This is a genomic window from Arthrobacter sp. MW3 TE3886 (assembly GCF_041262145.1).
GTDB lineage: Bacteria > Actinomycetota > Actinomycetes > Actinomycetales > Micrococcaceae > Arthrobacter.
In genome coordinates this window covers 1,879,370-1,903,450 of sequence record NZ_JBGCAN010000001.1, presented here as the reverse complement: position 1 = coordinate 1,903,450, position 24,081 = coordinate 1,879,370, and the positions used below count along the sequence as shown (strand labels likewise).

Here is a 24,081-nt window from a genome sequence, read left to right as displayed (position 1 = left end):
CGCCGGCCTGGCTCCGGGGAAGTGAGCCAGGACAACAACCGGATGGGCGGCTGGAGATCTCGATCAAGGAACGTTGTTTGCTGGTGGATCAGTGGGGGTTCAGAGAATCCCCGGGATGGCGTCGTCTGTTTCCGAGAAGGCGGTTTCCTTTTCGGCCAGGTACTCATTCCAGGCCTGGGCGTCCCAGATCTCCGCGCGGGATCCTGCGCCAATGACGGCGAGTTCCCGGCCAAGACCTGCATACTCCCGGAGCGCCGGCGGAATCGTCACGCGCCCCTGCTTGTCAGGTACCTCGTCCGAGGCTCCAGAGAGGAAAACACGGATGTAGTCACGTGCCTGCTTGGAGGAAATTGGAGCCTCCCGCATCTGCTCGTGAACCCGGCCGAATTCCGCCTCACTGAAGACGTAGATGCAACGCTCCTGGCCTCTTGTGAGAACCAGCCCGCCGGCAAGTTCCTCTCGGAACTTCGCGGGGAGGATAATTCGACCTTTTTCATCCAGACGCGGCGAATGTGTGCCGAGAAACACGGCCCACCGCCTGTCTGTTTTAGGAAGTCCAACGTCCCCTGTGCTGCCACTACCCTCTTACGCCCTCCACATTACTCCACATCGCTCCACAGTCAACGACACGCCCGGGATGTTTGGACAAATCTGCGGATGTTTATTCCATTTCTTCCCAGCATTTGCAGGGAATCGGGACTGGTGGGGGAAAGTGGAGCGAATTTGCCTGCTTGCCTCACGCCGCGCACCGATTGGGGGCGCACACCGGCGTCGGAGCGGAATAGTTCGGCGCCGTCGTCCCGTTTTGCGGACCCACCGCCGCCAAATCCCAGCAAGGCTGCAGCAAACGCGTGGCAAATTGCCGCGTTAAATGGCGAAAGACCCGCCGAAGCGGGTCTCGCGCCGCTCCCCGGCGGGCCGGTGGCGGGAAGTGGAGGACTTTAGGGGGCCGTCACAGAGCGGCTCAGGACTCGCCCCCGTGCCGTTCGTCCCAGCGCTGCTCAAGGTTGCTCATGAACGAACTCCTGGGCTTGCCCTGCTTGCGGCCGCCCGTTGCCCGGGCCTTGCCGACCGCAGAACTGCGCATAGTGGCGAAATAGACTCCGGCGCCCATCACCACAAAGCCGAGGACCCCGACAAAGATGTTTTGCATCGACACCCCGACCAACAACAGCAGCACGCCCGCGAGAGTCGCGAGCACGCCGATGACCAGGTGGCGGGTGGACCATGAGCGCCCGGGGACCGATCCCATCGAGCTTGCAAACTTTGGGTCGTCCTCATGCAGCTGCTTCTCAAGTTGCTCCAGCAACTTCTGTTCGTGTTCCGAGAGCGGCATCACGACCTCCTCAAGTCTGCCAACGTCCGGGCATGACGTGGCCATTGCCCTAATTGCCTAACGCCCGGGATTCCGAAGTGGTTCCCCCGTCACCGCCATTGGTGAAAAGGGTCAATTCAGCTCTCCCGCGCCGGTCTCAGCTGGCTAGGTCGCCCGAACGGTCGATCCAGTAGTCCTAAACCTAGGTATTAATAAGGATAGATTGTCGCGGCCTGTTCTGAAAGACAGTCTTAAGGCCCTTTCGCCGCCGGAACCCTTGGGCACGGGCGCCCCCGCCAGAGGTCCTGTCGGGCTCACTCGGGGGTGCCCCCGGAATCCAGGAGCCGGGCCGGAAGAACGGACTTGTTGCCGAATTTCCGGGCGACAGCATCGAGGGCTTGTTCGGCGGCCCGCCAGTTGTCGTCCCGGCGGTCAAGGCTGAGCTGAAGCGGGGCGTCGGCGGCCTCTTCGAGCTGTTCGGCCCGGATGCCGACCAGCCGGACTGTCATGGGCCGCTCCCCCACCGATTCCAGGAGCTGCACCGCCACCGCGTAAAGGAGTTGGGCGCTGTCGATCGGTGTGCTCACGGTGCGGCTGCGGGTAATGGTGGAAAAGTCGGCGTAGCGCAGCTTGAGCGCCACGGTGCGGGCGTGCATGCCGGCGCTGCGGAGGCGCTCCGCTGTCCGGTGCGAAAGGCGCAGCAGCTCCCGGTGAAGCAGTGCGTCATCCGCGGTGTCCGTGGCGAATGTCTCCTCGGCTCCAATACTCTTTTCCAGGCGGACCGGCGTCACGGGCCGCGGATCGATGCCCCAGGAGAGCCGGTAGACGTGCTCCCCCGATGCGCCCAGCAGCTTGCGCAGCGAGGGCAGCGGCGACGCGGCGACGTCCGCCACCGTCCTGATACCCCGGCGGGCCAGCACCTCCACGGTCTTGCCGCCGACTCCCCAGAGCGCACTGACGGGAAGGCTGTGCAGGTAGGGGACGGTTTCCTCCGGCCTGATCAGCAGCAGGCCGTCCGGCTTGCAGCGGGTGGACGCGATCTTGGCCACAAACTTGCTGGCGGCTATGCCCACCGATGCCGTAATGCCCAGTTCCCGGAACACGCGCGCCCGGATGAGTTCGCCAATCTCCCGTGGCGGACCGAGCCGCCGGATAGCTCCCCCGACATCCAGGAACGCCTCGTCCACGCTGAGTGGCTCGACGAGGTCGGTGATGGAACCAAAGATTGCCATGATCTGGCCGGACACTTCGTAGTAGAGCTTGTGGCGGGGCTCGATGATGACAGCCGAGGGGCACATGCGCGCCGCCACCACCATGGGCATCGCAGATCTGACGCCGAATGCGCGGGCCTCATAGGACGCGGAGAGCACCACGGAGCGGTCCGCCGGATAGCCCACAATCACGGGCTTTCCCTTCAGCTCGGGCCGGCTGCGCAGCTCCACGGAGACAAAGAAGGCGTCCATGTCCACATGCATGATGCTGCTGCGCCGCAGTTCCACCAGGGAATCCCCGCCCGGGCTGCCGGGGGGCGGGACCGGGGGCTGCGCATTCGGGCGCACGTGGGGGTGCATATTCGTCTGCGTTCCCTGCTGATTCTCTGCGTCCGGCCCCACGTCTTCAATCCTATGCCCGGGGACTGACTAAACTGGAGGCTGATTCCGCTTCAACCCCAGGAGGAAAGTCCCTGTGAAGGTATTTGGACAGCGCAAACGTGCCGCAGCCGCCATCGCGGCGGCGGGCGCGCTATTGGCCTTGGCCGCATGCACGCCTGCCGGCACCGGGAGCCCGGCGTCGTCGCCGGCGTCGACCCCGGACGCCTCTGCGCAGTCCTCCACCACGGCTCCCCCCAGCCCTTCCGCAGAGCCCGGAACGTCAGCCACAGTGGGTGCCCTGGTGCCCGGGTTCCCGCAGAAACTCCTGCCGCTGATGCCCGGGGCGCAGGTGGTTTCGAGCAGCTTCGACAAAACCACCGTGCCGGCGACCGCGGCGCTGGTCGGCAGCACCACCGCCCCCGCCGCCGATGTCCTGGCTTTCTACACCAAGGGGCTCCAGGCGCAGGGCTTCAAGGCCGTGCCCGGCGAAACCGTCGGCGCCCTGCCTTCCAAAGACTTCCTGCGGGGGGACAACGAAACCGTGAACATCTCCGTCATGCAGACCACAGGGGTGTCCACGTTCACGATCGGCGCGAACGTCGCTGCCGAGTCCGTCAAGTGAGTCTCGCCGAACAGCTGCGGCTCGAGCAGGCGGATTTCGTGGCCGCCGTCGCCGGCAAGCTCACCGAGTTCCTGACCAGCCGCCAGGCCGTCATGTCCTCGATCTCCCAGGACATCGATCCGCTCATGGGCTCGATCTCGAATCTGGTCACGGGCGGCAAGCGCCTGCGGGCGCTCATGTGCTACTGGGGATGGCGCGGAGCCGGCGGGGAAGCCGGCGCCGCCGAGGTGGTCACCGCCGGCTCGGCCCTCGAGCTGTTCCAAGCCGCGGCCCTGATCCACGATGACATCATTGACCGCTCGGACACCCGCCGGGGCGGCCCCAGTGTCCACCGCAGGTTCATTGAACTGCACGAGGCCCAGGGCTGGGCGCTGGACAGCGAACGGTTCGGCCACGCGGCAGCGATCCTGACCGGGGATCTCTGCCTGTCCTTCAGCGAGGAATCGTTCACGGAGATCGGACACCGGGCCGCCTCCGGCAGCCCGGCACGGCTGATCTTCAACCTCATGCGCGCGGAAGTGATGGCCGGGCAGTACCTCGACATCCTGGAAGAGGTCGCCGGGCCCAGGCGGGACCGGGCCGGGGCCGTCAGCCGGGCCCAGTCCATCATCCGGTTCAAATCGGCCAAGTACTCCACCGAGCACCCGCTCGCCCTCGGCGGCGCCCTGGCCGGCGCCGGCGACGAGCTGCTGCGCGGCTATTCCGCCTTCGCCCTGCCGCTCGGCGAGGCGTTCCAGCTGCGGGACGATGTCCTTGGCGTCTTCGGTGACCCTGTCACCACCGGCAAACCTGCCGGGGACGATCTCCGCGAGGGCAAGCGCACAGTCCTGGTCGCCTTCGCCCTGGACCAGGCCGCGCCGGCCGAATCAGAGTTCATCGACGCCAAGCTGGGCAGCCCCGATCTCAGCGACGCGGACATCGAGGAGATCCGGCGGATCATCGTGGACTGCGGTGCACTCCAGGCCACGGAAGTACTCATCGAGGAGTTCGGCAAGGCCGCCTTCGCCGCCCTGGATCTCCTGCCGCTTCAGGAGCTGCCCAAGACCGCGCTCCGCAGGCTGGCAGAGGCCACGGTCAGCCGCGCCGCCTGATAGGGCCCCAAGGCAGGAACCGCCCGCGGAAACGCGGCGGGCCGTGCACGGCGGTTGCGCTGTGCACGGCCCTAATGGCACGTCCGGGGATGCTGCCGGCGCAGTGTTGCTGCCGGCGTGCTCTTACCAGGCCAGTGACTGCGCCCTGCGGCGGATTTCGGTCTTGCGCCCTTCCCGCAGGGCGTCAATGGGCCGGCCGCGGAGGGAGTCGTCCGGTGTAAAGAGCCAGTTGATCAGTTCCTCATCCGAGTACCCGGCGTCCGAGAGGACCACAATGGTGCCCTTCAGGCTCTCCACGGCATGCCCGTCCTGGATGAAAGCCGCAGGCACGGACCGAATGCGCCGGTCACCGATTCTCACGGCCGCCAGCGCACGCTCGTCCAGCAATGCATGGACCTTAGTGATAGATACGTTCAGAAGCTGTGCGACATCGGGCAGGGGCAGCCATTCGCCCACGAGGCTTTCTACATTACTCACGCATAAAGATTGCCACGCCCGGTGCCCCGCCGCCTAGTCGGCATCCGCAGAAATGACGCCGCGTCCATGACCCGTCCCCCCGCGCCGGAATGCCGCCCGGCTTCACCCGGGACGCCGCCGGAACGACTTTCGGGCGACACTCCACCGGAAACGGGATTGCGGAATGTCAAACGGTTCTTGTGCTAATTGCCAATTCATGAGACATTCACATAGATCACATTTGTAACAGAAATAACTTTTGTCACACTGGTAACACCAGTTCTACCGGCCTGACCGCAGCGTTGCCGCTGAGAAGAGGATCTTTCCAATGACAACCTCACGTTCGCCACAGCTCCGTCCGGGGCGCAGCCTGCCGCTTATTGCGGCGACGACGGCGGCGCTTCCCGCCGTCGTGCTTTCCTCCCTGGCGATCGCCCAGCCGGCCGCAGCCGAACCGCGTGTGCGTTCGGTCCCGGCAACCCTCGCGGCCGCCATGCGCGCCCAGGCAAAGGCTGACGCGGCGACATCCCTGAAGGCGGCAGTGATCCCGGCCGCCTCCGTCCCGGTGACGCTGCCGAGCGCCCTGCGGCCCGCGCAGCCGGCGGCACCGGCCGTCTACACGATCGCCCGCGGCGACACCATCAGTGCCATTGCCGGCCGCTACGGCCTGGACACCTTCGCCGTACTCAAGCTGAACAATCTGCAGGCGAACACCATCATCTACCCGGGGCAGAAGATCAAGCTCACGGGCTCGACGGCGGCCCCGGCGGCGCCCAAACCGTCCGCACCGGCGAAAACCGCCCCTGCGACGTCTGCTGTGACTTCCGCCTCGGGCGGGGGCCGCGTGTACGTTGTCAAGCCCGGCGACACCCTGAGCGCCATCGCCGCCCGCCACGGCGTTGGGCTTTCGGAGGTCTTCAAGTGGAACGGGCTCGGCATGAGCTCGGTGATCTATCCCGGCCAGAAGGTCAAGGTCGGCGGCGGTTCCAGCACGCCTGCCCCCTCCGCTCCCGCCGCACCCAAGCCGTCGGCACCCACGCCGGCCAGCGCCGGCTCCTACACCATCAAGGCCGGCGACACCCTCTCCGGCATCGCGGCCCGCAACGGTGTCAGGCTCTCGGACGTCCTGTCGGCCAACCGGCTGACGATGTCGAGCATCATCTACCCGGGCCAGAAGCTCGTCATCCCCGGCGCGTCGACCATCGCACCGGCGTCGAGCACGCCTGCCACCACCACGCCCCTCGTGCCCAGCACGTTCCTCGGGTTCAGCTACCCGGCCGCTGTGGTGAGCTCGGCCAACCAGAACAAGGCGCTGCTCAACGCCTCTCCGGTGCCCAGCCGTCAGCAGATGAAGTCGATCGTGGCGGACACGGCCCGGCGCATGGGCGTGGACGCCAGCCTCGCACTGGCCTTTGCCTTCCAGGAATCCGGCTTCGACCAGCGTGCGGTGTCACCGGCCAATGCGATCGGCACCATGCAGGTCATCCCGTCCTCCGGCGAATGGGCCTCCGATCTGGTGGGCCGCAAACTGAACCTGCTGGACCCGTATGACAACGCCACGGCAGGCATCGCGATCATCCGCCAGTTGGTCCGCACGAGCCCGGATGTGGACACTGCGATCGCCGGCTATTACCAGGGCCAGTACTCGGTGAGCCAGAACGGCATGTACGAGGACACCAAGGGCTACGTCGCCGCCATCAAGGCCAACCGGCAGCTGTTCCGCTAAATTGTTTGGCTAACTACAGATTCCAGCACAGGCTCCCTTACGGCGGAGCGTGACGCTACGGGCCCGGATCGCATGTTGATTCGGGCCCGTTTCTGTCCAGCGACTACGATTGTAAGGTGCAGGAATACGTGTCGGATGCTCTCGTAGGGAACCTGGTGGACAACCGCTACCAGGTTCAATCCAGGCTTGCCCGCGGCGGGATGTCCACCGTGTACCTCGCCACGGACCAGCGCCTTGAGCGTGATGTCGCACTGAAGGTGCTCCATCCCCACCTGGCCGACGACCCGCAGTTCCTCGACCGGCTGGGCCGCGAGGCCAAGGCTGCCGCCCGGCTCTCCCACCCCCACGTCGTGGGCGTCCTGGACCAGGGCGAGGACGGCCGGCTCGCCTATCTGGTCATGGAGTTCATCAAGGGCCACACGTTGCGAGACGTCCTCAATGACAAGGGCGCCCTGTCACCGCGGTTGGCCCTAGCGCTAATTGATCCGGTCGTCGAAGGCCTCGGCGCCGCGCACGCCGCAGGCATGATCCACCGGGACATCAAGCCCGAAAACGTCCTGATCGCCGACGACGGGCGGATCAAGCTCGGCGACTTCGGCCTGGCACGCGCTATCTCAACGTCCACAAGCACCGGCGCCCTGATCGGGACTGTCGCCTACCTCTCCCCCGAACTTGTCCTGGGGAAGCAGGCAGATGCCCGCAGCGACATCTATTCGGTCGGGATCATGCTCTACGAAATGATCACCGGCAGGCAGCCGTTCGACGGCGATGTGCCCATCCAGGTCGCCTACCAGCACGTCAATTCCACCGTGGGAGCGCCGTCGCTGGTGGTGCCCGGGCTGGCTGCGGAGATCGACGAACTTGTCCAGTGGTGCACCGACCGGGACCCGGACAAGCGCCCCGTCGACGGCAGCGCCCTGTTGTCCGAACTCCGGCATATCAGGACCAACCTCAGCGACGCCGAACTCGACCTCCAGCCGCCTGCGGCTGTCCGCAGCGCCCTTCCGGCCGTGGCAGCACCGCCAAACCGGCCGCCCGGCGGTGCCCGCCCGGCGTCGGACGGGCAGGACACGGCCCACGTGCTGCCCCCCACCGGTATGCCCACGGAACTGCAGACTGAGGTGTACGGCAGCCTCGCCCGGCCCACCGAGATGATCTCCCGTACCAGCGGCAACCCGACCACCGTCATGTCCGGCGCCCCGCGGCGTCCGGCCTACGGACCGCTGTCCACCCCGGACGAGGCACCCTACGACGGCGCCGCCGGGTACGACGATCCAGCAGAAGGTGCGGTTGCCCCCAGCAAACGCGCCCAGCGCAAGCTGGACCGGGACGAGGAGAAGGCGCGCCAGCGCGCCGCGGCCACGCCCACCAGGACCCTGCACGAGGGCAACCCCCGGCGCCGCGGCTTGCTGTGGATCGTCCTGCTCGTCATCGCGGCGCTGCTCGCCGCCGTCGCCGGCTGGTTCTTCGGCATGGGTCCGGGCTCACCGGGAACCATTCCCCCGGTGGCGAACAAGACCGTTGCCGAGGCCCAGGACCTGCTCCGCACCGCCGGCTTCCAATCCACCGTCAAGGATGTCTTCGACGACGACATCTCACCCGGCCTCGTGGTCGGCTCGGAGCCGACCGCCGGCGAGGTCATCCGCAAGTTCCAGCCCGTGGCCCTGGCCGTGTCCAAGGGCCCGGAACTGTTCCCGCTGCCGGAACTGACCGGCAAGACCCTGGACGAGGCCAAGACCACGCTCAACGGCGCCCAGATGGCTTTGGGCCCGATTACCGAGACCTTCGACGAGAAGGCGCCGGCCGGGACAGTCCTTGCCCAGGCTCCGCGCAGCGGCAACCCGGTCCGGCACGGGACGCCCGTGGGCCTCACCGTCTCCAAGGGCCCGCAGCCCATCCCGGTCCCTGATGTCCGCGGGCAGGCGCAGGACGCAGCCGTGAGTGCCCTGGAAGCCGCCGGACTGAAGGCCGTGGTCGCACCCGAGCCGGTCAACGACCGGAACGTCCCGAAGGGCGCGGTGCTGGCGCAGGACCCGGCCTCAGGCAACCTGACCAAGGGCGGAACCGTCACCCTGACCATCTCCAAGGGCCCGAAGCTCGTCGAGGTGCCCAGCTTTATCGGGAAGCAGGCCTCGGAGGCACAGGAAGCCCTTGAAAAACTCGGCTTCAAGGTCCAGGTCGATAACATCCTGGGCGGTTTCTTCGGCACGGTCCGCGCCCAGGATCCGGTGGACACGAAGGCCCCGGAGGGCTCGACCGTAACGCTCACCGTCGTCTGACGGCTCCCCGCTCCGACCACTCGCATCCCACAAAAAAGCACCGCCCGGCTGCATCAGCCGGGCGGAGCTTTTTGTGAGTCAGCGCAGCGCCTCAGCGCTTGGAGAGCGCACCGGCTACCAGGAACGCCATTTCGAGCGACTGCATGTGGTTCAGGCGCGGATCGCAGACCGACTCGTAGCGGTCCAGGAAGGCTTCCTGGTCGATCGGGTCGGCTCCGCCCAGGCATTCGGCGACGTCGTCGCCCGTCATCTCCACGTGCAGGCCACCGGGAACGGTGCCGAGCGCGTGGTGGACTTCGAAGAATCCGCGCACCTCGTCGATGACGTCGTCGAAATTGCGGGTCTTGTAGCCGTTGGGCGAGGTGACCGTGTTCCCGTGCATGGGGTCGGTGACCCAAAGGACCTGCGCCCCGGAGGCGGTGACGCGCTCGACGATCGCCGGCAGCTTCTCGCGGATGTTGCCCGCCCCCATGCGGGTGATGAAGGTGAGCCGGCCGGGCTCCCGGTTCGGATCCAGCTTGTCGATCAGGCGCAGGGCGTCGTCGCCGCTGGTCGAGGGGCCGAGCTTCACGCCGATCGGGTTGCGCACGCGGGAGAGGAAGTCAACGTGTGCGTGGTCCAGCTCGCGGGTCCGCTCCCCGATCCACAGGAAGTGCGCCGAGGTGTCGTAGGGCAGCCCGGTGCGCGAATCGATGCGGGTCAGGGCGCGCTCGTAGTCCAGCAGCAGGGCCTCGTGGCTCGCGTAGAATTCCACCCGCTTCAGGGCCTCGAAGTCGGCCCCGCAGGAGGACATGAACTTGATGGCGCGGTCGATGTCCCGGGCCAGGGACTCGTAGCGGGCGTGCGCCGGGTTTTCGGTGAAGCCCTTGTTCCATTGGTGCACCAGGCGCAGGTCCGCGAAACCGCCCTGGGTGAAGGCGCGGATCAGGTTCAGCGTCGAGGCGGAGGTGTGGTAGGCCTTCAGCATCCGGCTGGCGTCATGGGCACGGGACTCGGGTGTGAAGTCGTAGCCGTTGACGATGTCGCCGCGGTAGGCCGGCAGGGTGACGCCCTCGCGCGTTTCATCGTTGGAAGAGCGCGGCTTGGCGAACTGGCCGGCCATGCGGCCCATCTTGATGACGGGCATGGCCGCGCCGTAGGTGAGGACGACGGCCATCTGCAGAATGGTCCGGACGCGGGCGCTGATCTTGTCCGCCGTCGCCGCTTCGAAGGTCTCGGCGCAGTCGCCGCCCTGGAGCAGGAACGCCTTGCCCTGCGCCGCGGCGGCGAGCCGTCCGCGAAGGATGTCCACTTCACCGGCGAACACGAGGGGCGGGAGGACGGAAAGTTCCTTGACGGATGCCTCGAACACAGCCGGGTCCGACCAGGTGGGCTGCTGCGAGGCCGGGAGCTCCCGCCAGTTGTCCAGTCCGGGATAGTTGGCGGCTCCGCTCTGGGCGGTGCTGGTCAGCGGGGAAACTGGTTTCTCAGATAGCTCGGTCACTATCTAAGGATAGTTGCCCCGCCGCGGTTCGGGGGCCGCGCCTGTCATTGGCAGCTCCTTTGCCGTCACATGGCACCCGTGGCCCGCTTAAGCGGTGCCGGGAATCTCCGGACCGGCTTCCCCGGCGGCAGTTTCATTCGGGCTTTCGTTCGGGGTTTTGTTCGGGCTTTTGTTTGGGGTTTCGCTCTGGGTTTTGTTTGGGGTTTCTCCGGCGGCCGCATCCTGCACTTCGTCGGGGCCCGCAGGGGCTTTGTCCGGGGCCGCGTCCTGGGCTTTGCCCGCCAGGCGGAGCTTCACGGCGGCGGCGTACTCGTCCACGTACTCCTGGCCGGAGAGCCGCATGAGTTCATACATGATCTCGTCGGTCACCGAACGCTGGATCAGCCGGTCATCCTCCATCCCGTAGTAGCGGCTGAAGTCGAGCGGTTCGCCAAAGATCATGCCGATGCGGCGGATGTTAGGCACGCGCTTGCCGATCGGCTGGACTTTGTCTGTTCCGATCATTGCCACCGGGATGACCGGGACGCGGGCCTGCAGCGCAAGGCGGGCAACGCCCACCTTGCCGCGGTAGAGGCGCCCGTCGGGGCTGCGGGTCCCCTCGGGGTAGATGCCCAGGAGGGAGCCGTTCTTGAGCACGTCCATGCCGGCGTTGAGGGACTGCGCGGACGCGGCGCCCCCGGACCTGTCCATGGGGAGCTGGTTCGTGAGCCGGAAGAAGGCTGCGGTCAGCCGGCCCTTGATCCCGGTGCCGGTGAAGTATTCGGATTTGGCCAGGAACGCGACAGGCCGCGGCACCATGACCGGCATGAAAATGGAATCCGAGAAGGAGAGGTGGTTCGAGGCAAGGATCGCGGCGCCCTCGGCAGGGACGTTGTCGAGGCCCTTGACCCAGGGCCGGAACAGCAGCCTCAGCACCGGTCCCAGGACAAACGTCTTCGTGAACCAATAAAACACTCGGTGACCTCTCCGGAAGGCGTCTGGCCGGCCGCCCGAATCGGGTCCGGCCAGGCTTCAATGGACACCTTACTCTAGTGAGTTTTGGGGCCAAGGGTGACACGATGGGCTCATGACTGAAAGCAGCACTCCCTCTGCGCCCGCCGCTTTCAGCTACCCCGGCCACGGACCCAACGCCCGGACCGGCGTGGCCATCTGCCACGGCTTCACGGGCAGCCCGCTCAGCGTCCTGCCGTGGGCCCGTCACCTCGCCGCCCAGGGCTTCGCCGTATCGGTGCCCCTCCTGCCCGGGCACGGCACCCACTGGCGCGACCTCGCCCGGCAGGGCTGGCAGGACTGGTACAGCAGCTTCGAATCGGCGTACCTGGACCTGGCCGCCCGGACCGATGACTGCTACGTCGCCGGGCTGTCCATGGGCGGCACGATCGCCCTGCGTACCGCGGCCCGCCACAGCGTGGCCGGCGTGGCCGCCGTCAACCCCGGCCTGAGCTTCTATGACCGCAGGGTCCGGATCGTGGGACTGCTCAAGTACTTCCAGCGCACCACCACGCCCATTCAGGAGGAGAACTCCACGGCTACCCCCACCGATGACGGCGACTACTCCCTGACGCCGCTGGCCGCCGTCCACCAGCTGCGCCGGCTGTTCGGCGCGACCCTCCGGGACCTGCCGGCAGTCCGCGCCCCGGCGCTGGTCTTCAAGTCGGACACTGACGCCGTGGTCCCGCCGTCGTCCCTGGCGCTGCTGCGCAGGCGGCTCGGGTCCCGGGAACTCACAGTGGTTCCCCTCCCGCACAGCGGGCACGTTGCCACCCTGGACGCCGATGCGCCGCTACTCTTTGAAGAATCAGTGCGCTTCTTCCTCCAGCACACCCACGCCAATTCGCCGCCCCGCGCCCCCTCGGAGACCCCATGAGCATCCTCCCGGACCACTCGCCGTTCAGCAGCCCGTTCACGGGAACCATCCCCCGGACCGGCGTCGTGGTGTCCCACGGCTTCACCGGCAGCCCGCACGGTGTGCGGGACTGGGCGTCGTCCCTGGCCAGTGCCGGGTTCGCCGTCCGGCTGCCCCTGCTGCCGGGGCACGGAACGAGCTGGCAGGAGCTGGTCAAGACCCGCTGGCAGGACTGGCATGCCGCCCTGGACGCGGCCTACCTGGAGCTTGCGGAGGAATGCGACGTCGTAGTCGTGGCGGGGCTGTCCATGGGCGGCGCCCTGGCGTTGCGGATTGCGGCCACCCGCCCCGTGGCGGGGGTTGTGGTGGTCAACCCCGGCCTCGTCATCGATGATCCCCGCGCCCCGCTGGCCGGCGTCTTGAAGTTTGTCCTCAAGAGCACCCCGGCGATCGCCAATGACATCCTCAAACCGGGCATGGACGAGTACGCATACCCGCGCACTCCGGTGGCCGCCGCACACGAGCTCAACAAGATGTTCAAGGACACTGTGCGGCTGCTGCCCCGCGTCACGGCTCCGGTCCGGGTATACCGTTCCACGGTGGATCATGTGGTGTCCGAATCCAGCATGGAGGCCCTGCGCCGCGGGTTGACCAACGCCCCGCTGGAGGTGATCCGGCTGGAAAACAGCTACCACGTCGCTACCATGGACAACGACGCGCCCGAGATCTTCCGTGGCACGGCCGAATTCGTCCGGTCCGTTGCAGCCGCAGCCAGTCCGGGCGCCGCCCACGCCAGCCGGAAGGACACGGCCAATGACTAAACCGGACCCCGGAGTCCCGGACCCCGAAACCCCTCACCCCGACGACGCCGGGACGGCTGCGCCTGACGCTGACGCCGGCGCATCCGGCGTCCAGCGTCCGGGCGCCACCCCGCCCCCTGAGGCAGAGGACCCGGCCGCCCCGGACCCACAGTCCGTCGATGACGACGCTGTGTGGCTGGATCTGGTCGCCAGGCTGGAAGGAGTCGGGGCAGGCGAGGACCAGGCACCTGGCGGCCCGGCCGGCGGAACAGACAGCGCCGCCGGTGGCGCCGGCGCCGGTGCCGGATCCGGCGCCGGCTCATCAACGGCGAGGTCGTTCCGCGATTTTGACCCGCTGGGTCTCGCCGGCGTCGCACCGATCGAGCTTTCCGCCAGGGAGCGGCTCGCCCCCGCCCCGGGGAGTCCGGCTGTGGGCAGCAGCGAGGCACCGGACACCGCACCCGGCCCCCGGGACTATGAGGCCGACGACGACGGCGCGTTCATCCCGGAGGAGCCGCCCAGCCTGGCCGGTGCAGATCCAATGACCGTCCTTGCCTGGCTTGGCGCGGTGGGCGGCCCGATTGCGCTCGTGTTCTCGGCGATGTTCTGGCGGTCGGCCCCGACGCTGGCGATCGTGGGCATGGTGGCCGCGTTCGCAGCCTCGGTGGTGTTCCTGATCATGAAACTGCCCGGCGAGAAGGACGAGCACGACGACGGGGCGCGCATCTAGTCCACCCGGTCATGGCGCCAGCCACTGCGCTGGTGTTTCAGGGGCTTACTAAGGCACGCTACTGCGTGTGCATGCGGCTGCTGACCCGGGAGAGGTCGGCGGCGCCGATCAGTCCGGCATTGGGGCCCAGGGCCGCCAGTTCGATCTCCGCCGCGGGGCGGAAGCCGCGCCCGGTGAGGTTCCGCGCGAAGGCCTTCCGGGCCGGCGCTACGAGCAGCTCGCCGGCGTCGCACAGTCCGCCGCCGATCACGAACTTGCCGGGGTCCAGTGCCGCTGCGAGGTTCGCCAGGCCAAGGCCCAGCCATTCCCCGACGTCCTCGAGGAGTTCGCGGGAGGTCTGGTCCCCGGCCTTGGCCAGCTCCGTCACGATCACGCCCGTAATGCGGCCCACGTCGCCGTCCACGGCTTTGAGCAGTTCCTGGGCAACCGGAGAATTCGCGGCGGCCAGTTCCCGGGCCTCGCGGCCGAGCGCATTGCCCGAGGCGTATTGTTCCCAGCAGCCGCGGTTGCCGCACTCGCAGCGGTGCCCGCCCGGCATGATGATCTGGTGGCCGAACTCCCCCGCCACACCGAAGCGGCCGCGTTCGAGCCGTCCGTCCATGACCATGGCGCCGCCGATCCCGGTGCCCAGGGTGATGCAGACCAGACGGCTCTGTCCCTGCCCGGCGCCGAAGCGCCATTCCGCCCAGGCGGCGGCGTCGGCGTCGTTGGTCAGCAGGACAGGGCGGCGCAGCAGCCGCTGCAGGTTCTCGCGCAGCGGTTCATTGCGCCAGGCCAGGTGCGGGCTGAAAAGGACAGTGCCGCCGTCGAGGTCCATCCAGCCGGCGGCACCGATTCCGACCGACCAAATCCGGTGCCCGGCGCCCAGCTCTGCAACCAGTTCGACAATGACCTGTTCCACGGCGCGCGGGTCGTTGCCCGGCGTGGAACGTTTCGCCTGGCTGAGGATCCGACCCTCGGCATCGACCACGCCGGCGGCAACCTTGGTTCCCCCCGATGTCGACGCCGATCGCCAGGCCCTTGCGGCCCAGCCGCAGGTGTGAGCGGAGGTCGTGCCCGGCCGTGGCGGCCGCGGCTCCGGCCAGGGTCCGACTCCGCCAGGCGGCGGTCCGGCGGCGCAGGCCGGGCTGCCGGCCGGGTGATGGTGTCTGCATGGTGCCCCATTCTATTCGCCGGGGCCGCCGCAGCCGCGAAGGCCCGGCAGCATGACGCCGCGGCGGCGCCCGCAGCATCCCCGACTGGCGGAACCGCGGGGCCGGCCGTAAAGTTACTGGCCAGTAGGTGTCGCAGAACACACCTTCGGGGGACCGCATACTAGGCTTAGCGGTACCCGTTGCGGGCCTATGGATACCTAAGGAGCTGTCGTGCGAGAAATCATTGTCCCGCCCCTGGTGAATGTCGATCCGGACACCAACGTCACCGATCTCGTGGTGCGCCAGGCGGCCAAGGCCTCCAACCCTGCACTGTTCTCGCGGCTCGACGCAGCCGGCCAGTGGCAGGACGTCCGCGCCACGGATTTCCTGGCCGACGTCTCCGCCCTCGCCAAGGGCCTCATGGCCAGCGGTGTGGCAGCCGGCGACCGGGTGGGCATCATGTCCCGTACCCGGTATGAATGGGCCCTGATCGACTTCGCCATCTGGTTCGCCGGCGCCGTCTCGGTCCCGATCTATGAAACCTCCTCCCCCTCCCAGGTGGCTTGGAACCTTGGCGACTCCGGCGCCGTGGCCGCGTTCGGCGAATCGGCGCACCACGAGGACATCATCCGGCAGGCGGCCACCTCCGAGGGGCTCACCGCCCTGGCGCATGTCTGGCAGCTCGAGGGCGACAGCCTGGACGAGGTCCGTGCGGCCGGAGCCGGCATCAGCGATGCCGAGCTCGAAGCACGGCGCAGCCAGGCGTCCCTGAAGGATGTCGCCACGATCATCTACACCTCGGGCACCACCGGCCGGCCCAAGGGCTGCGAGCTGACGCACGGCAACTTCGTGGAACTGTCCGAGAACGCCCTGGTCACGTCGCTTGGCACGATCGTCCACGAGCAGGCCCGGACCATCATGTTCCTGCCCATGGCCCACGTCTTTGCACGCTTCATCTCCGTGCTGGCAGTCGCCGCCGGCGTCACGGTGGCACACACACCGGATATCAAGAACCTGCTGCCGGACCTGCAGAGCTACAAACCGACCTTCATCCTCGCTGTCCCGCGCGTTTTCGAGAAGGTCTATAACTCCGCGCTGACCAAGGCCGAGGACGGCGGCAAGGGTGCCATCTTCCACCGCGCCGCGGACACCGCCATCGAATTCTCCCGGGCCCGGCAGGCCGGCAAGGTGGGGCTCGTGCTGAAGCTCAAGCACGCCGTCTTCGACAAGCTCGTGTACAGCAAGCTCCGGGCCGCCATGGGCGGGAATGTCTCGCATGCCGTTTCCGGCGGCGGACCGCTCGGTGAACGGCTGGGCCACTTCTTCCAAGGCATCGGCATGCAGATCCTGGAAGGGTACGGGCTGACCGAAACCACGGCGCCGGTCACCGTGAACACCCCGGACCTGATCAAGATCGGCACCGTCGGCGCTCCGATTCCGGGGAACTCCGTCAGGATCGCGGACGACGGCGAGATTCTCGCCAAGGGCGTCTGCGTCATGCGCGGCTACTACAAGCGTGATGACCTGTCCGCCGCGACCTTCGAGGACGGCTGGTTCCGCACCGGCGACATCGGCCAGCTGGACGAGGCGGGGTTCCTGACCATCACCGGGCGGAAGAAGGAAATCATCGTCACTGCCGGCGGCAAGAACGTCGTCCCGGCCCTGCTGGAGGACCAGATCCGGGCGGACGCGCTTGTCTCGCAGGTGCTCGTGGTCGGTGACAACCGCCCGTTCATTGGTGCCCTGGTGACCCTGGATGAAGAAGCCCTGCCCGGCTGGCTGGGCCGACACGGGCTCCCGGCCTCGACCTCGCTCGCTGAGGCTGCCGTCAACCCCACAGTCAAGGCCGCGGTCCAGGAGCTCATCAACCACGCGAACCAGTCCGTGTCGCAGGCCGAAGCCATCAAGTCCTTCCGGATCGTGCCGGCCGACTTTACCGAGGCCTCCGGCCACCTGACGCCCTCCATGAAGGTCAAGCGGGCCCAGGTGCTCAAGGACTTCGAGAACGTGATCGAGGAAATGTACAGCGCCAAGCGTCCCACCCTCGCCTAGGCTGCAACCGCAACCGCCCCGCACCAGAGCAACGCGGGGTCAGATACGGCCCATCCGGCGCCCCCGGATGGGCCGTATCTGACCCCGCGTTGCTTTCGTTGCTATTCGACGACGAGCAGCAGATCCCCGCCCTGGACCTGTTCGATCCCGGCGACGGCGAGCCGCGCGACGGTGCCGGCCACCGGCGTCGTGATGGACGCCTCCATCTTCATGGCCTCGATCGTGGCCACCGTGTCGCCGGCTTTCACGGTGTCCCCGGCCTTGACGGTCAGCGTGACGGCACCGGCGAACGGCGAGGCCACCTGGCCCGGCTGGGAGGTGTCGGCGCGCTCGGCGGCCTTGACGTTGCTCACCACTGAACGGTCGCGGACCACCACGGGCCTGGACTGGCCGTTGAGCGTGCACATCACCGTGCGCATGCCCTTCTCGTCCGGCTCGGAGACGGCCTCGAGCGAGGCGATCAGGCGGACGCCCTTCTCGAGCTCGATCTCGTGCTCCGCGCCGCGCTGCAGCCCGAAGAGGTAGTCGCGAGTATCCAGCACCGACAGGTTGCCATAGGACTCCACGCTCTTCAGGTAGTCCTTGGTGGGACCGGCGAAGAGCAGGCGGTTGAGGGTGCCCCGCCGGGCCTTGGAATCGCCGCTGAGCGCAGCGCTGTCCTCGGCGCTGATCTCGACGTCGCGGACCTTGACGGTGCGGCCCTGCAGTGCCTTGGTCCGGAAGGGCTCGGGCCAGCCGCCGGGCGGGTCACCGAGCTCGCCGGAGAGGAAACCGATCACGGAATCGGGGACGTCGTACTTTTGCGGGTTCTCGTTGAAGTCCGCGGGATCGGCGTTGAGGCCCACCAGGTGCAGGGCGAGATCGCCCACCACCTTGGACGACGGGGTCACCTTCACCAGGCGGCCGAGGATCCGGTCCGCCGCGGTGTACATGTCCTCGATCGCCTCGAACCGCTCGCCCAGGCCCAGCGCCATCGCCTGCTGGCGCAGGTTGGACAGCTGGCCGCCCGGAATTTCGTGCTGGTAAACCCGGCCTGTGGGCCCCGGCAGTCCGGACTCGAACGGCGCGTAGACCCGGCGGACGGCCTCCCAGTAGGGCTCGAGGGCACAGACGTTCGCGAGGCTGAGGCCGGTGTCGCGCGGCGTGTGGGCAAGTGCGGCGACGAGGGCCGAGGCCGAAGGCTGGCTGGTGGTTCCGGCCAGGGAGGCCGAGGCCACGTCCACGGCGTCCACGCCGGCATCCACGGCCGCGAGGAGTGTGGCCAACTGGCCGCCTGCGGTGTCGTGGGTGTGCAGGTGGACGGGGAGGTCAAACCGCTCCCGCAGCGCCAAAACCAGGCGTGCCGCGGCAGCCGGACGCAGCAGTCCGGCCATGTCCTTGATCGCGAGGATGTGCGCCCCGGCGTCGACGATTTTCTGCGCCAGCTCCAGGTAGTAATCCAGGGTGTAGAGCGTTTCTTCCGGATCCAGCATGTCCGCGGTGTAGCAGAGGGCAACCTCGGCGACGGCGGTGCCGGTCTCGCGGACGGCCCGGATGGCCGGGGCCATCTGGTTGACGTCGTTGAGGGCGTCGAAGATCCGGAAGATGTCGATGCCCGTGGCGGCGGCCTCGTTGACGAACGCCACCGTGACCTCTTCCGGGTAGGGCGTGTACCCGACGGTGTTGCGGCCGCGGAGCAGCATCTGCAGGCACAGGTTCGGCATGGCCTTGCGCAGGGCGGCGAGCCGGTCCCAGGGGTCTTCGCCGAGGAAGCGCAGTGCGACGTCGTAGGTCGCCCCGCCCCAGGCCTCGACCGAGAGCAGTTCCGGGAGCAGCTTGGACTCCGCCGGACCGGCTGCCACGAGGTCGCGGGTGCGTACCCGGGTGGCGAGCAGGGACTGGTGCGCGTCGCGGAAGGTGGTGTCCGTGACGGCCACGGCGTCCTGGGCGCGCAGGGCACGGGCAAACCCTTCCGGGCCGAGTTCCAGGAGCCGCTGGCGGGATCCCGGCTGGGCCGCGGCGTCATCCAGGGCCGGAAGCTTGTCCGCCGGGTCCGTGTGGACCTTGAGTTCGCCGTTGGGCTTGTTGACCGTGACGTCGGCGAGCCAGGTCAGCAACTTGGTGCCGCGGTCTGCCGAGACCCGTGCCTTCAGCAGCTGGGGCCGTTCGTCAATGAACGAGGTGGCCACATCCCCGGCGACAAAGTCGGGATCGTCCAGGACGGCCTGCAGGAAGGAGATGTTGGTGGACACGCCGCGGATGCGGAATTCGGCGAGGGCGCGGCGGGCCCGGGCGACGGCGGCCGGGTAGTTGCGCCCGCGGCAGGTCAGCTTGACCAGCATGGAGTCGAAGTGCGGACTGATCTCCGCACCCGAGTAGACGGTGCCGCCGTCGAGCCGCACGCCGGCACCGCCGGCCGAGCGGTAGCCGGTGATCTTGCCGACGTCGGGCCGGAAGCCGTTGGCCGGATCCTCCGTGGTGATGCGGCACTGCAGGGCGGCGCCCTTGAGCTGGACGCTCTCCTGGGACAGGCCCAGGTCCGCAAGGCTCTCACCGGCGGCGATGCGCAGCTGCGCCTGGACGAGGTCGACGTCGGTGACTTCCTCGGTCACCGTGTGCTCGACCTGGATGCGCGGGTTCATTTCGATGAACACGTGCTGACCGGCGCGCTCACCCACCGTGTCGACAAGGAATTCGACAGTACCGGCGTTGACGTAGTTCAGCGCCTTGGCGAACTTCACAGCGTCGCGGTACAGCGCCTGCCGGATGCCTTCGTCGAGGTTCGGGGCCGGGGCGATTTCCACCACTTTCTGGTGGCGGCGCTGGATGGAGCAGTCACGCTCGAAGAGGTGCATGATGTTGCCCTGGGCGTCGGCCAGGATCTGGACCTCGATGTGGCGCGGGCGCAGGACGGCCTGTTCCAGGAACATGGTGGGGTCGCCGAACGCGGCGTCGGCTTCACGCATGGCGGCCTGCAGGGCCTCCGGGAGCGCCTCGCGGGTATCCACGCGGCGCATGCCGCGCCCGCCGCCGCCGGCGACCGCCTTGGCGAAGATGGGGAAGCCGATTTCATCGGCGGCGGCGATCAGTTCGTCCAGGTCCTTCGACGGCTGGCTGGACTTGAGCACCGGGACGCCGGCCTTGCGCGCGGCCTCGAGGGCGGCAACCTTATTGCCCGCGAGTTCCAGGACCTCCGCCGGCGGGCCGACGAAAGTGATGCCGGCCTCCTTCGCGGCCCGTGCCAGGCGCGGGTTCTCGGAGAGGAAACCGTAACCGGGGTAAATGGCGTCCGCCCCGGACTCCTTGGCGACGCGCACCACCTCATCAACGTCCAGGTACGCCCGGACCGGATGTCCCTCCTCGCCGATCAGATACGCCTCGTCGGCCTTCTGGCGGTGAATGGAGTTGCGGTCCTCGTGCGGAAACACAGCGACAGTCTTGGCACCCAGCTCGTAGCTCGCGCGGAAAGCGCGAATCGCGATTTCGCCGCGGTTGGCCACCAGAATCTTAGAAAACATACTTCTCCTGCTTCATCGCGGGCGTATCGGTAAGTGCTCACAGTGTCTAAGACCTGTGCGGGCAAACACAAATCATTGTGGCGACCGTCACAGCATTATCCGTCACGGACGCCCCGATGGGCAGGGCCCCGGCGTTGGAGCTCTCCCCGCCGGCCCGATTGGCGGGGTTCCGGCGCCCCACGCCGGATGAAACAGGTTTCGCCGGAGCATCAACATATGATGAGTGGGTGGGTGGCGCATGCACGCCCCGGCTCCGAAGAACGCAGGAGCCGGCACGACCCCGTCTCGGCAACCGGCGTTAGGTATTGGTTTTTCAAGTGCAAGTAGTGAGCATCAGCAGCCTCAAAGGCGGTGTCGGCAAGACATCCGTGACCACCGGACTGGCGTCGGCGGCATTGGCCGCCGGCATCCCCACCCTCGTCGTCGACCTTGACCCGCACGCTGACGCCAGCACCGCCCTGGGCGTGAGTCCGGACGACCAGCTCGATATCGGCAGGATGCTGAAGTCGCCGCGGCGGGCACATCTGGCGGACAACGTGGTTCCCAGCGGCTGGGTGGAACATGCCCGGCTCAACGGCCGCGGCAGCGCCGACGGCAGGAAACAGCCTGGCGCGGCAACCTCTGTCCTGGACGTGGCCGTCGGCTCTGCCTACACCGGCATCTACGACCGGCCCGACCTGGGCCGGCGCGACCTCCGCCGGCTCTCTGCTGTCCTGGCCGGTGCCGGGAACTATGAACTCGTCCTGGTCGATTGCCCGCCGTCATTGAACGGCCTGACCCGGATGGCGTGGTCCGCGAGCGACAAGGTGGCCCTGGTGGCCGAGCCCGGGCTCTTCTCGGTGGCCGGCACGGAACGCACCATGCGCGCCATCCAGCTGTTCCGGCAGGAATTCGCCCCCAAGCTGTCCCCCGCCGGCATTGTGGCCAACCGGGTGCGCAGCAGTTCGGCCGAGCACACGTTCCGGCTTGCGGAGATGGAGTCCATGTTCGGCCAGCTGCTGCTGAGCCCGCACATCCCGGAGCAGGCCAACTGGCAGCAGATCCAGGGCGCGGCCCACTCCATCCACCACTGGCCGGGAGACTCGGCCAAGAATGCGGCCGGGCTCTTCGATGCCCTGCTGCAGAACCTGCTGAATCAGGGCGGTGTGGCCCCGGCCGGCACTGTCCGCGACCGCAGCCTGCGGTAGCCAGGGCCTGCCGCATACAGCCCAACAGACTGAGGCCGCCTTCCCTGTCCGGGAGGCGGCCTCAGTCGTGTCTGTACTCCGTCGTGTCTGTACTCAGTCGTGTCGGTGGAAGCCCTAGCCGATCTTGCGGGCCGCCCGGCGTTTGCTCAGTTCGTCGTCGGGAAAGGACTGGTCCGCGGCGTGTTCGCTGGGAAGGGCTGCGAGGCTTCCTTCAACTTCGCGCCATACGCGGCCGACGGCGATGCCGAACACCCCCTGGCCGCCCTGGACGAGATCGATGACTTCATCGGCCGATGTGCACTCGTAGACGCTCGCACCGTCGCTCATGAGCGTGATCTGGGCGAGGTCTTCGACGCCGCGCTCCCGCAGGTGCTCCACGGCGGTGCGGATCTGCTGCAGGGACACGCCCGTGTCCAGGAGCCGCTTGACCACCTTGAGGACCAGGATGTCGCGGAAGCCGTAGAGCCGCTGCGAGCCGGAGCCGGCCGCGCCGCGGACGGCGGGCTCAACGAGTCCGGTGCGTGCCCAGTAGTCGAGTTGGCGGTAGGTGATGCCGGCCGCTTTGCAGGCGGTGGGTCCGCGGTAGCCCGCGTCCTCGTCCAGAACGGGAAGATCCTCGGTGAACAGCAGGCCTTGGGCACCGCTGGCGGGCACAGCAACGCCGGCCGTTGCGGCCTGCTTCAGCTCGCCTGCTTCGCCTTTCGGACTCACGTGGACCCTCCTTGTCGTGGGTTCCCCTGGGTAAGTTGCATCGGCAGCAATAGATGTGGACAGCTGCATGACACAAGATGAATACTTCATCCGTGTAATTCAGCCGGGGCTGCACTTTCCAGTGTGACTTGCGCGGCTACCGTATGCAATGGGAACTTGTACCTCCGACGTTAGGCCTGCCGGGGCCCAAGGTCAAAGACGTTGGGGCTATTCCGCGGGCGTGTCGAAAGTTTCATCCTCGACTTTAACGTTTGGCGCCGCCACAGCTGTCACGCACGTTTCAGAAACCTCACCAGTCACAGGCACGCCCGCAATCCTGGCAGCTTCCCTGGCGCGGTTGCCTGGCCAGGATCAGCCGCCGAAGTCTTCGGGTTCGACGTCGTCGAGGAACTCGCGGAAACGCCGCAGTTCGCCTTCTTCGTCGACGGCGGGTCCGGGGTGCGTGTCCTCGCCCTCGTCGTGTTCGGTGATCCGGACGCCGGCCTCATCCATAACGGCGTCGGCGCACCAGATCCGACACTTGGCGCGCAGGGCAAGCGCCAGGCCATCAGAGGCCCTGGAGCTCACGGTGGTTCCGTTCTCGAACTGCAGCTGCCCGTAGAAAATGTTGTCCTCCACCGCCACGATGTTGACACTGACGATCGTGTGGCCAAGGGCCTCGACAACGTCCACCAGGAGGTCGTGGGTCATCGGCCGGGGCGGGATGACTCCCTGCTGGGCCAGGGCGATGGCACTGGCCTCCGGGGTCCCGATCCAGATGGGGACGTGGCGCTCCCCATGGATTTCCTTGAGCAGGACAAGCGGCTGGTTGGACGGCAACTCAATCCGCACGCCGACAATCTCCACCTCAATCATCAGATGTCCATCCTTGAGATGCGGTCGTGGACCAGCGCCTGGTGCAAGGACAGGCAGAGGTCGCTGATTTCCCGGGCCGCCTCGGCGGCCCGGGCGTGGGAGGCTGCGTCCTTGCGGGAGGTCAGGGTGGCCACCGCACGCTCCACGAGCCCGAATTCGCGGTCGGCAGCCGCCTGGAACGGCCGCAGGTGGCGGGGTTCCAGACCGTGGCTCTCCAGCTGGACGCAGGCCCGCGCGACCTGCAGCGCGTGTTCGTCGAACTTGCCGTTGACGTGCCCGATCAGGCCGTAGCTCAGGAGGGATTCGAGCAGCGGGACGCTCGCCCCGGATTCGGCGCGGAGCTGCTCCTCGCTGAGCCGTCGCGCCCGGCTCTGCAGCTCGGAGGCGAGCTCCTCGGAGACAATCCGCGGGGACAACGTGACGCCTGCCGGCAGGTTCTCCGGCCGTTCGCCCCGGTCGATCGCATCAAGGTAGTCCTTGATGACCTTCAGCGGCAGATACTGGTCACGCTGGAGTGAGAGGACGAAGCGCAGCCGTTCGACGTCGTTCTCGGAATACTGACGGTAGCCGGCAGGGGTCCGCTGCGGGTTGATGAGTCCCTTTTCTTCAAGGAACCGGATTTTTGACGCAGTCATGCTGGGGAAGTCGTCGCTCAGTTGAGCCAGGACTTCCCCGATGTTCAGAACCTGGGGTCCGCGCCGATCCG

Annotated in this window: 19 protein-coding genes and 1 pseudogene; 9 read left to right on the top strand and 11 right to left on the bottom strand. The window is 67.5% G+C overall.

Annotated elements, in window-relative coordinates:
* Window positions 1–99: 99 nt before the first annotated feature.
* The 3 genes from mraZ to dinB form a co-directional block, all read right to left on the bottom strand.
* The gene (gene mraZ, locus ABH915_RS08645; protein ID WP_026266240.1) at window positions 100–528 is read right to left on the bottom strand and encodes a division/cell wall cluster transcriptional repressor MraZ; all 429 of its coding nucleotides are present in this window, start codon (window positions 526–528) and stop codon (window positions 100–102) included.
* Window positions 529–964: 436 nt separating this feature from the next.
* Complete coding sequence (locus ABH915_RS08640) at window positions 965–1,336, bottom strand: DUF3040 domain-containing protein (RefSeq protein WP_026266239.1); 372 nt, start codon at window positions 1,334–1,336, stop codon at window positions 965–967.
* Window positions 1,337–1,629: 293 nt separating this feature from the next.
* Complete coding sequence (dinB, locus tag ABH915_RS08635) at window positions 1,630–2,790, bottom strand: DNA polymerase IV (RefSeq protein WP_370124974.1); 1,161 nt, start codon at window positions 2,788–2,790, stop codon at window positions 1,630–1,632.
* Between the two features lie 211 nt (window positions 2,791–3,001).
* Here dinB and ABH915_RS08630 point away from each other — a divergent pair, with 211 nt between their 5' ends.
* Together ABH915_RS08630 and ABH915_RS08625 are read left to right on the top strand one after the other, a co-directional pair.
* Window positions 3,002–3,529, top strand: coding sequence for a hypothetical protein (locus ABH915_RS08630; protein ID WP_370119948.1), 528 nt, complete (start codon window positions 3,002–3,004; stop codon window positions 3,527–3,529).
* Window positions 3,526–4,620: a polyprenyl synthetase family protein gene (locus tag ABH915_RS08625; RefSeq protein WP_018772333.1), complete on the top strand. Its 1,095-nt coding sequence runs from the start codon at window positions 3,526–3,528 to the stop codon at window positions 4,618–4,620. Before ABH915_RS08630 ends, ABH915_RS08625 begins: the two co-directional genes overlap by 4 nt.
* A 123-nt stretch (window positions 4,621–4,743) precedes the next feature.
* Here the strand turns inward: ABH915_RS08625 and ABH915_RS08620 are convergent, their stop codons facing one another.
* Complete coding sequence (locus ABH915_RS08620) at window positions 4,744–5,097, bottom strand: Rv2175c family DNA-binding protein (protein ID WP_026266238.1); 354 nt, start codon at window positions 5,095–5,097, stop codon at window positions 4,744–4,746.
* A 307-nt stretch (window positions 5,098–5,404) separates the two neighbouring features.
* Between ABH915_RS08620 and ABH915_RS08615 the strand changes: the two genes are divergently transcribed.
* Window positions 5,405–6,802, top strand: coding sequence for a LysM peptidoglycan-binding domain-containing protein (locus ABH915_RS08615; protein WP_370119944.1), 1,398 nt, complete (start codon window positions 5,405–5,407; stop codon window positions 6,800–6,802).
* 116 nt (window positions 6,803–6,918) lie between these two features.
* Window positions 6,919–9,081, top strand: coding sequence for a PASTA domain-containing protein (locus ABH915_RS08610; RefSeq protein WP_370119941.1), 2,163 nt, complete (start codon window positions 6,919–6,921; stop codon window positions 9,079–9,081).
* 91 nt (window positions 9,082–9,172) lie between these two features.
* Here ABH915_RS08610 and ABH915_RS08605 read toward each other — a convergent pair whose 3' ends face one another.
* Both ABH915_RS08605 and ABH915_RS08600 read right to left on the bottom strand, forming a co-directional pair.
* Complete coding sequence (locus tag ABH915_RS08605; protein ID WP_370124973.1) at window positions 9,173–10,567, bottom strand: class II 3-deoxy-7-phosphoheptulonate synthase; 1,395 nt, start codon at window positions 10,565–10,567, stop codon at window positions 9,173–9,175.
* 84 nt (window positions 10,568–10,651) lie between these two features.
* The gene (locus ABH915_RS08600; RefSeq protein ID WP_370119938.1) at window positions 10,652–11,518 is read right to left on the bottom strand and encodes a lysophospholipid acyltransferase family protein; all 867 of its coding nucleotides are present in this window, start codon (window positions 11,516–11,518) and stop codon (window positions 10,652–10,654) included.
* A 112-nt stretch (window positions 11,519–11,630) separates the two neighbouring features.
* Between ABH915_RS08600 and ABH915_RS08595 the strand changes: the two genes are divergently transcribed.
* The 3 genes from ABH915_RS08595 to ABH915_RS08585 are packed head-to-tail and all read left to right on the top strand — an operon-like array spanning window position 11,631 to window position 13,940.
* Window positions 11,631–12,431: an alpha/beta hydrolase gene (locus ABH915_RS08595; protein WP_370119936.1), complete on the top strand. Its 801-nt coding sequence runs from the start codon at window positions 11,631–11,633 to the stop codon at window positions 12,429–12,431.
* On the top strand, window positions 12,428–13,231 hold the full coding sequence (locus ABH915_RS08590; protein ID WP_370119933.1) for an alpha/beta hydrolase: 804 nt from the start codon (window positions 12,428–12,430) through the stop codon (window positions 13,229–13,231). Before ABH915_RS08595 ends, ABH915_RS08590 begins: the two co-directional genes overlap by 4 nt.
* Window positions 13,224–13,940 carry a hypothetical protein gene (locus ABH915_RS08585; RefSeq protein WP_370119930.1) on the top strand — a complete coding sequence of 239 codons (717 nt, stop codon included), beginning with the start codon at window positions 13,224–13,226 and terminating at the stop codon, window positions 13,938–13,940. Before ABH915_RS08590 ends, ABH915_RS08585 begins: the two co-directional genes overlap by 8 nt.
* A 58-nt stretch (window positions 13,941–13,998) precedes the next feature.
* Here ABH915_RS08585 and ABH915_RS08580 read toward each other — a convergent pair.
* Window positions 13,999–15,094, bottom strand: a pseudogene (locus tag ABH915_RS08580) (ROK family glucokinase).
* A 210-nt stretch (window positions 15,095–15,304) separates the two neighbouring features.
* Here ABH915_RS08580 and ABH915_RS08575 point away from each other — a divergent pair.
* Window positions 15,305–17,125 (top strand): long-chain fatty acid--CoA ligase, encoded by a 1,821-nt coding sequence (locus ABH915_RS08575; protein ID WP_370119928.1) that lies wholly within the window; start codon window positions 15,305–15,307, stop codon window positions 17,123–17,125.
* A 101-nt stretch (window positions 17,126–17,226) separates the two neighbouring features.
* Here ABH915_RS08575 and ABH915_RS08570 read toward each other — a convergent pair whose 3' ends face one another.
* Window positions 17,227–20,622 (bottom strand): pyruvate carboxylase, encoded by a 3,396-nt coding sequence (locus ABH915_RS08570; RefSeq protein ID WP_370119925.1) that lies wholly within the window; start codon window positions 20,620–20,622, stop codon window positions 17,227–17,229.
* Window positions 20,623–20,939: 317 nt separating this feature from the next.
* Between ABH915_RS08570 and ABH915_RS08565 the strand changes: the two genes are divergently transcribed.
* Entirely contained in the window at window positions 20,940–21,809 is an 870-nt protein-coding gene (locus ABH915_RS08565; RefSeq protein WP_370119922.1) for a ParA family protein, read from the top strand.
* A 114-nt stretch (window positions 21,810–21,923) separates the two neighbouring features.
* Here the strand turns inward: ABH915_RS08565 and ABH915_RS08560 are convergent, their stop codons facing one another.
* The 3 genes from ABH915_RS08560 to ABH915_RS08550 form a co-directional block, all read right to left on the bottom strand.
* Entirely contained in the window at window positions 21,924–22,520 is a 597-nt protein-coding gene (locus tag ABH915_RS08560) for a MerR family transcriptional regulator (RefSeq protein WP_018772320.1), read from the bottom strand.
* A gap of 351 nt (window positions 22,521–22,871) precedes the next feature.
* Window positions 22,872–23,375 carry a bifunctional nuclease family protein gene (locus ABH915_RS08555; protein WP_018772319.1) on the bottom strand — a complete coding sequence of 168 codons (504 nt, stop codon included), beginning with the start codon at window positions 23,373–23,375 and terminating at the stop codon, window positions 22,872–22,874.
* Window positions 23,375–24,010, bottom strand: a complete 636-nt coding sequence (locus ABH915_RS08550) for a MerR family transcriptional regulator (RefSeq protein WP_370119917.1) — start codon at window positions 24,008–24,010, stop codon at window positions 23,375–23,377. The genes ABH915_RS08555 and ABH915_RS08550 overlap by 1 nt, the downstream gene beginning before the upstream one ends.
* Between the last annotated feature and the right edge of the window lie 71 nt (window positions 24,011–24,081).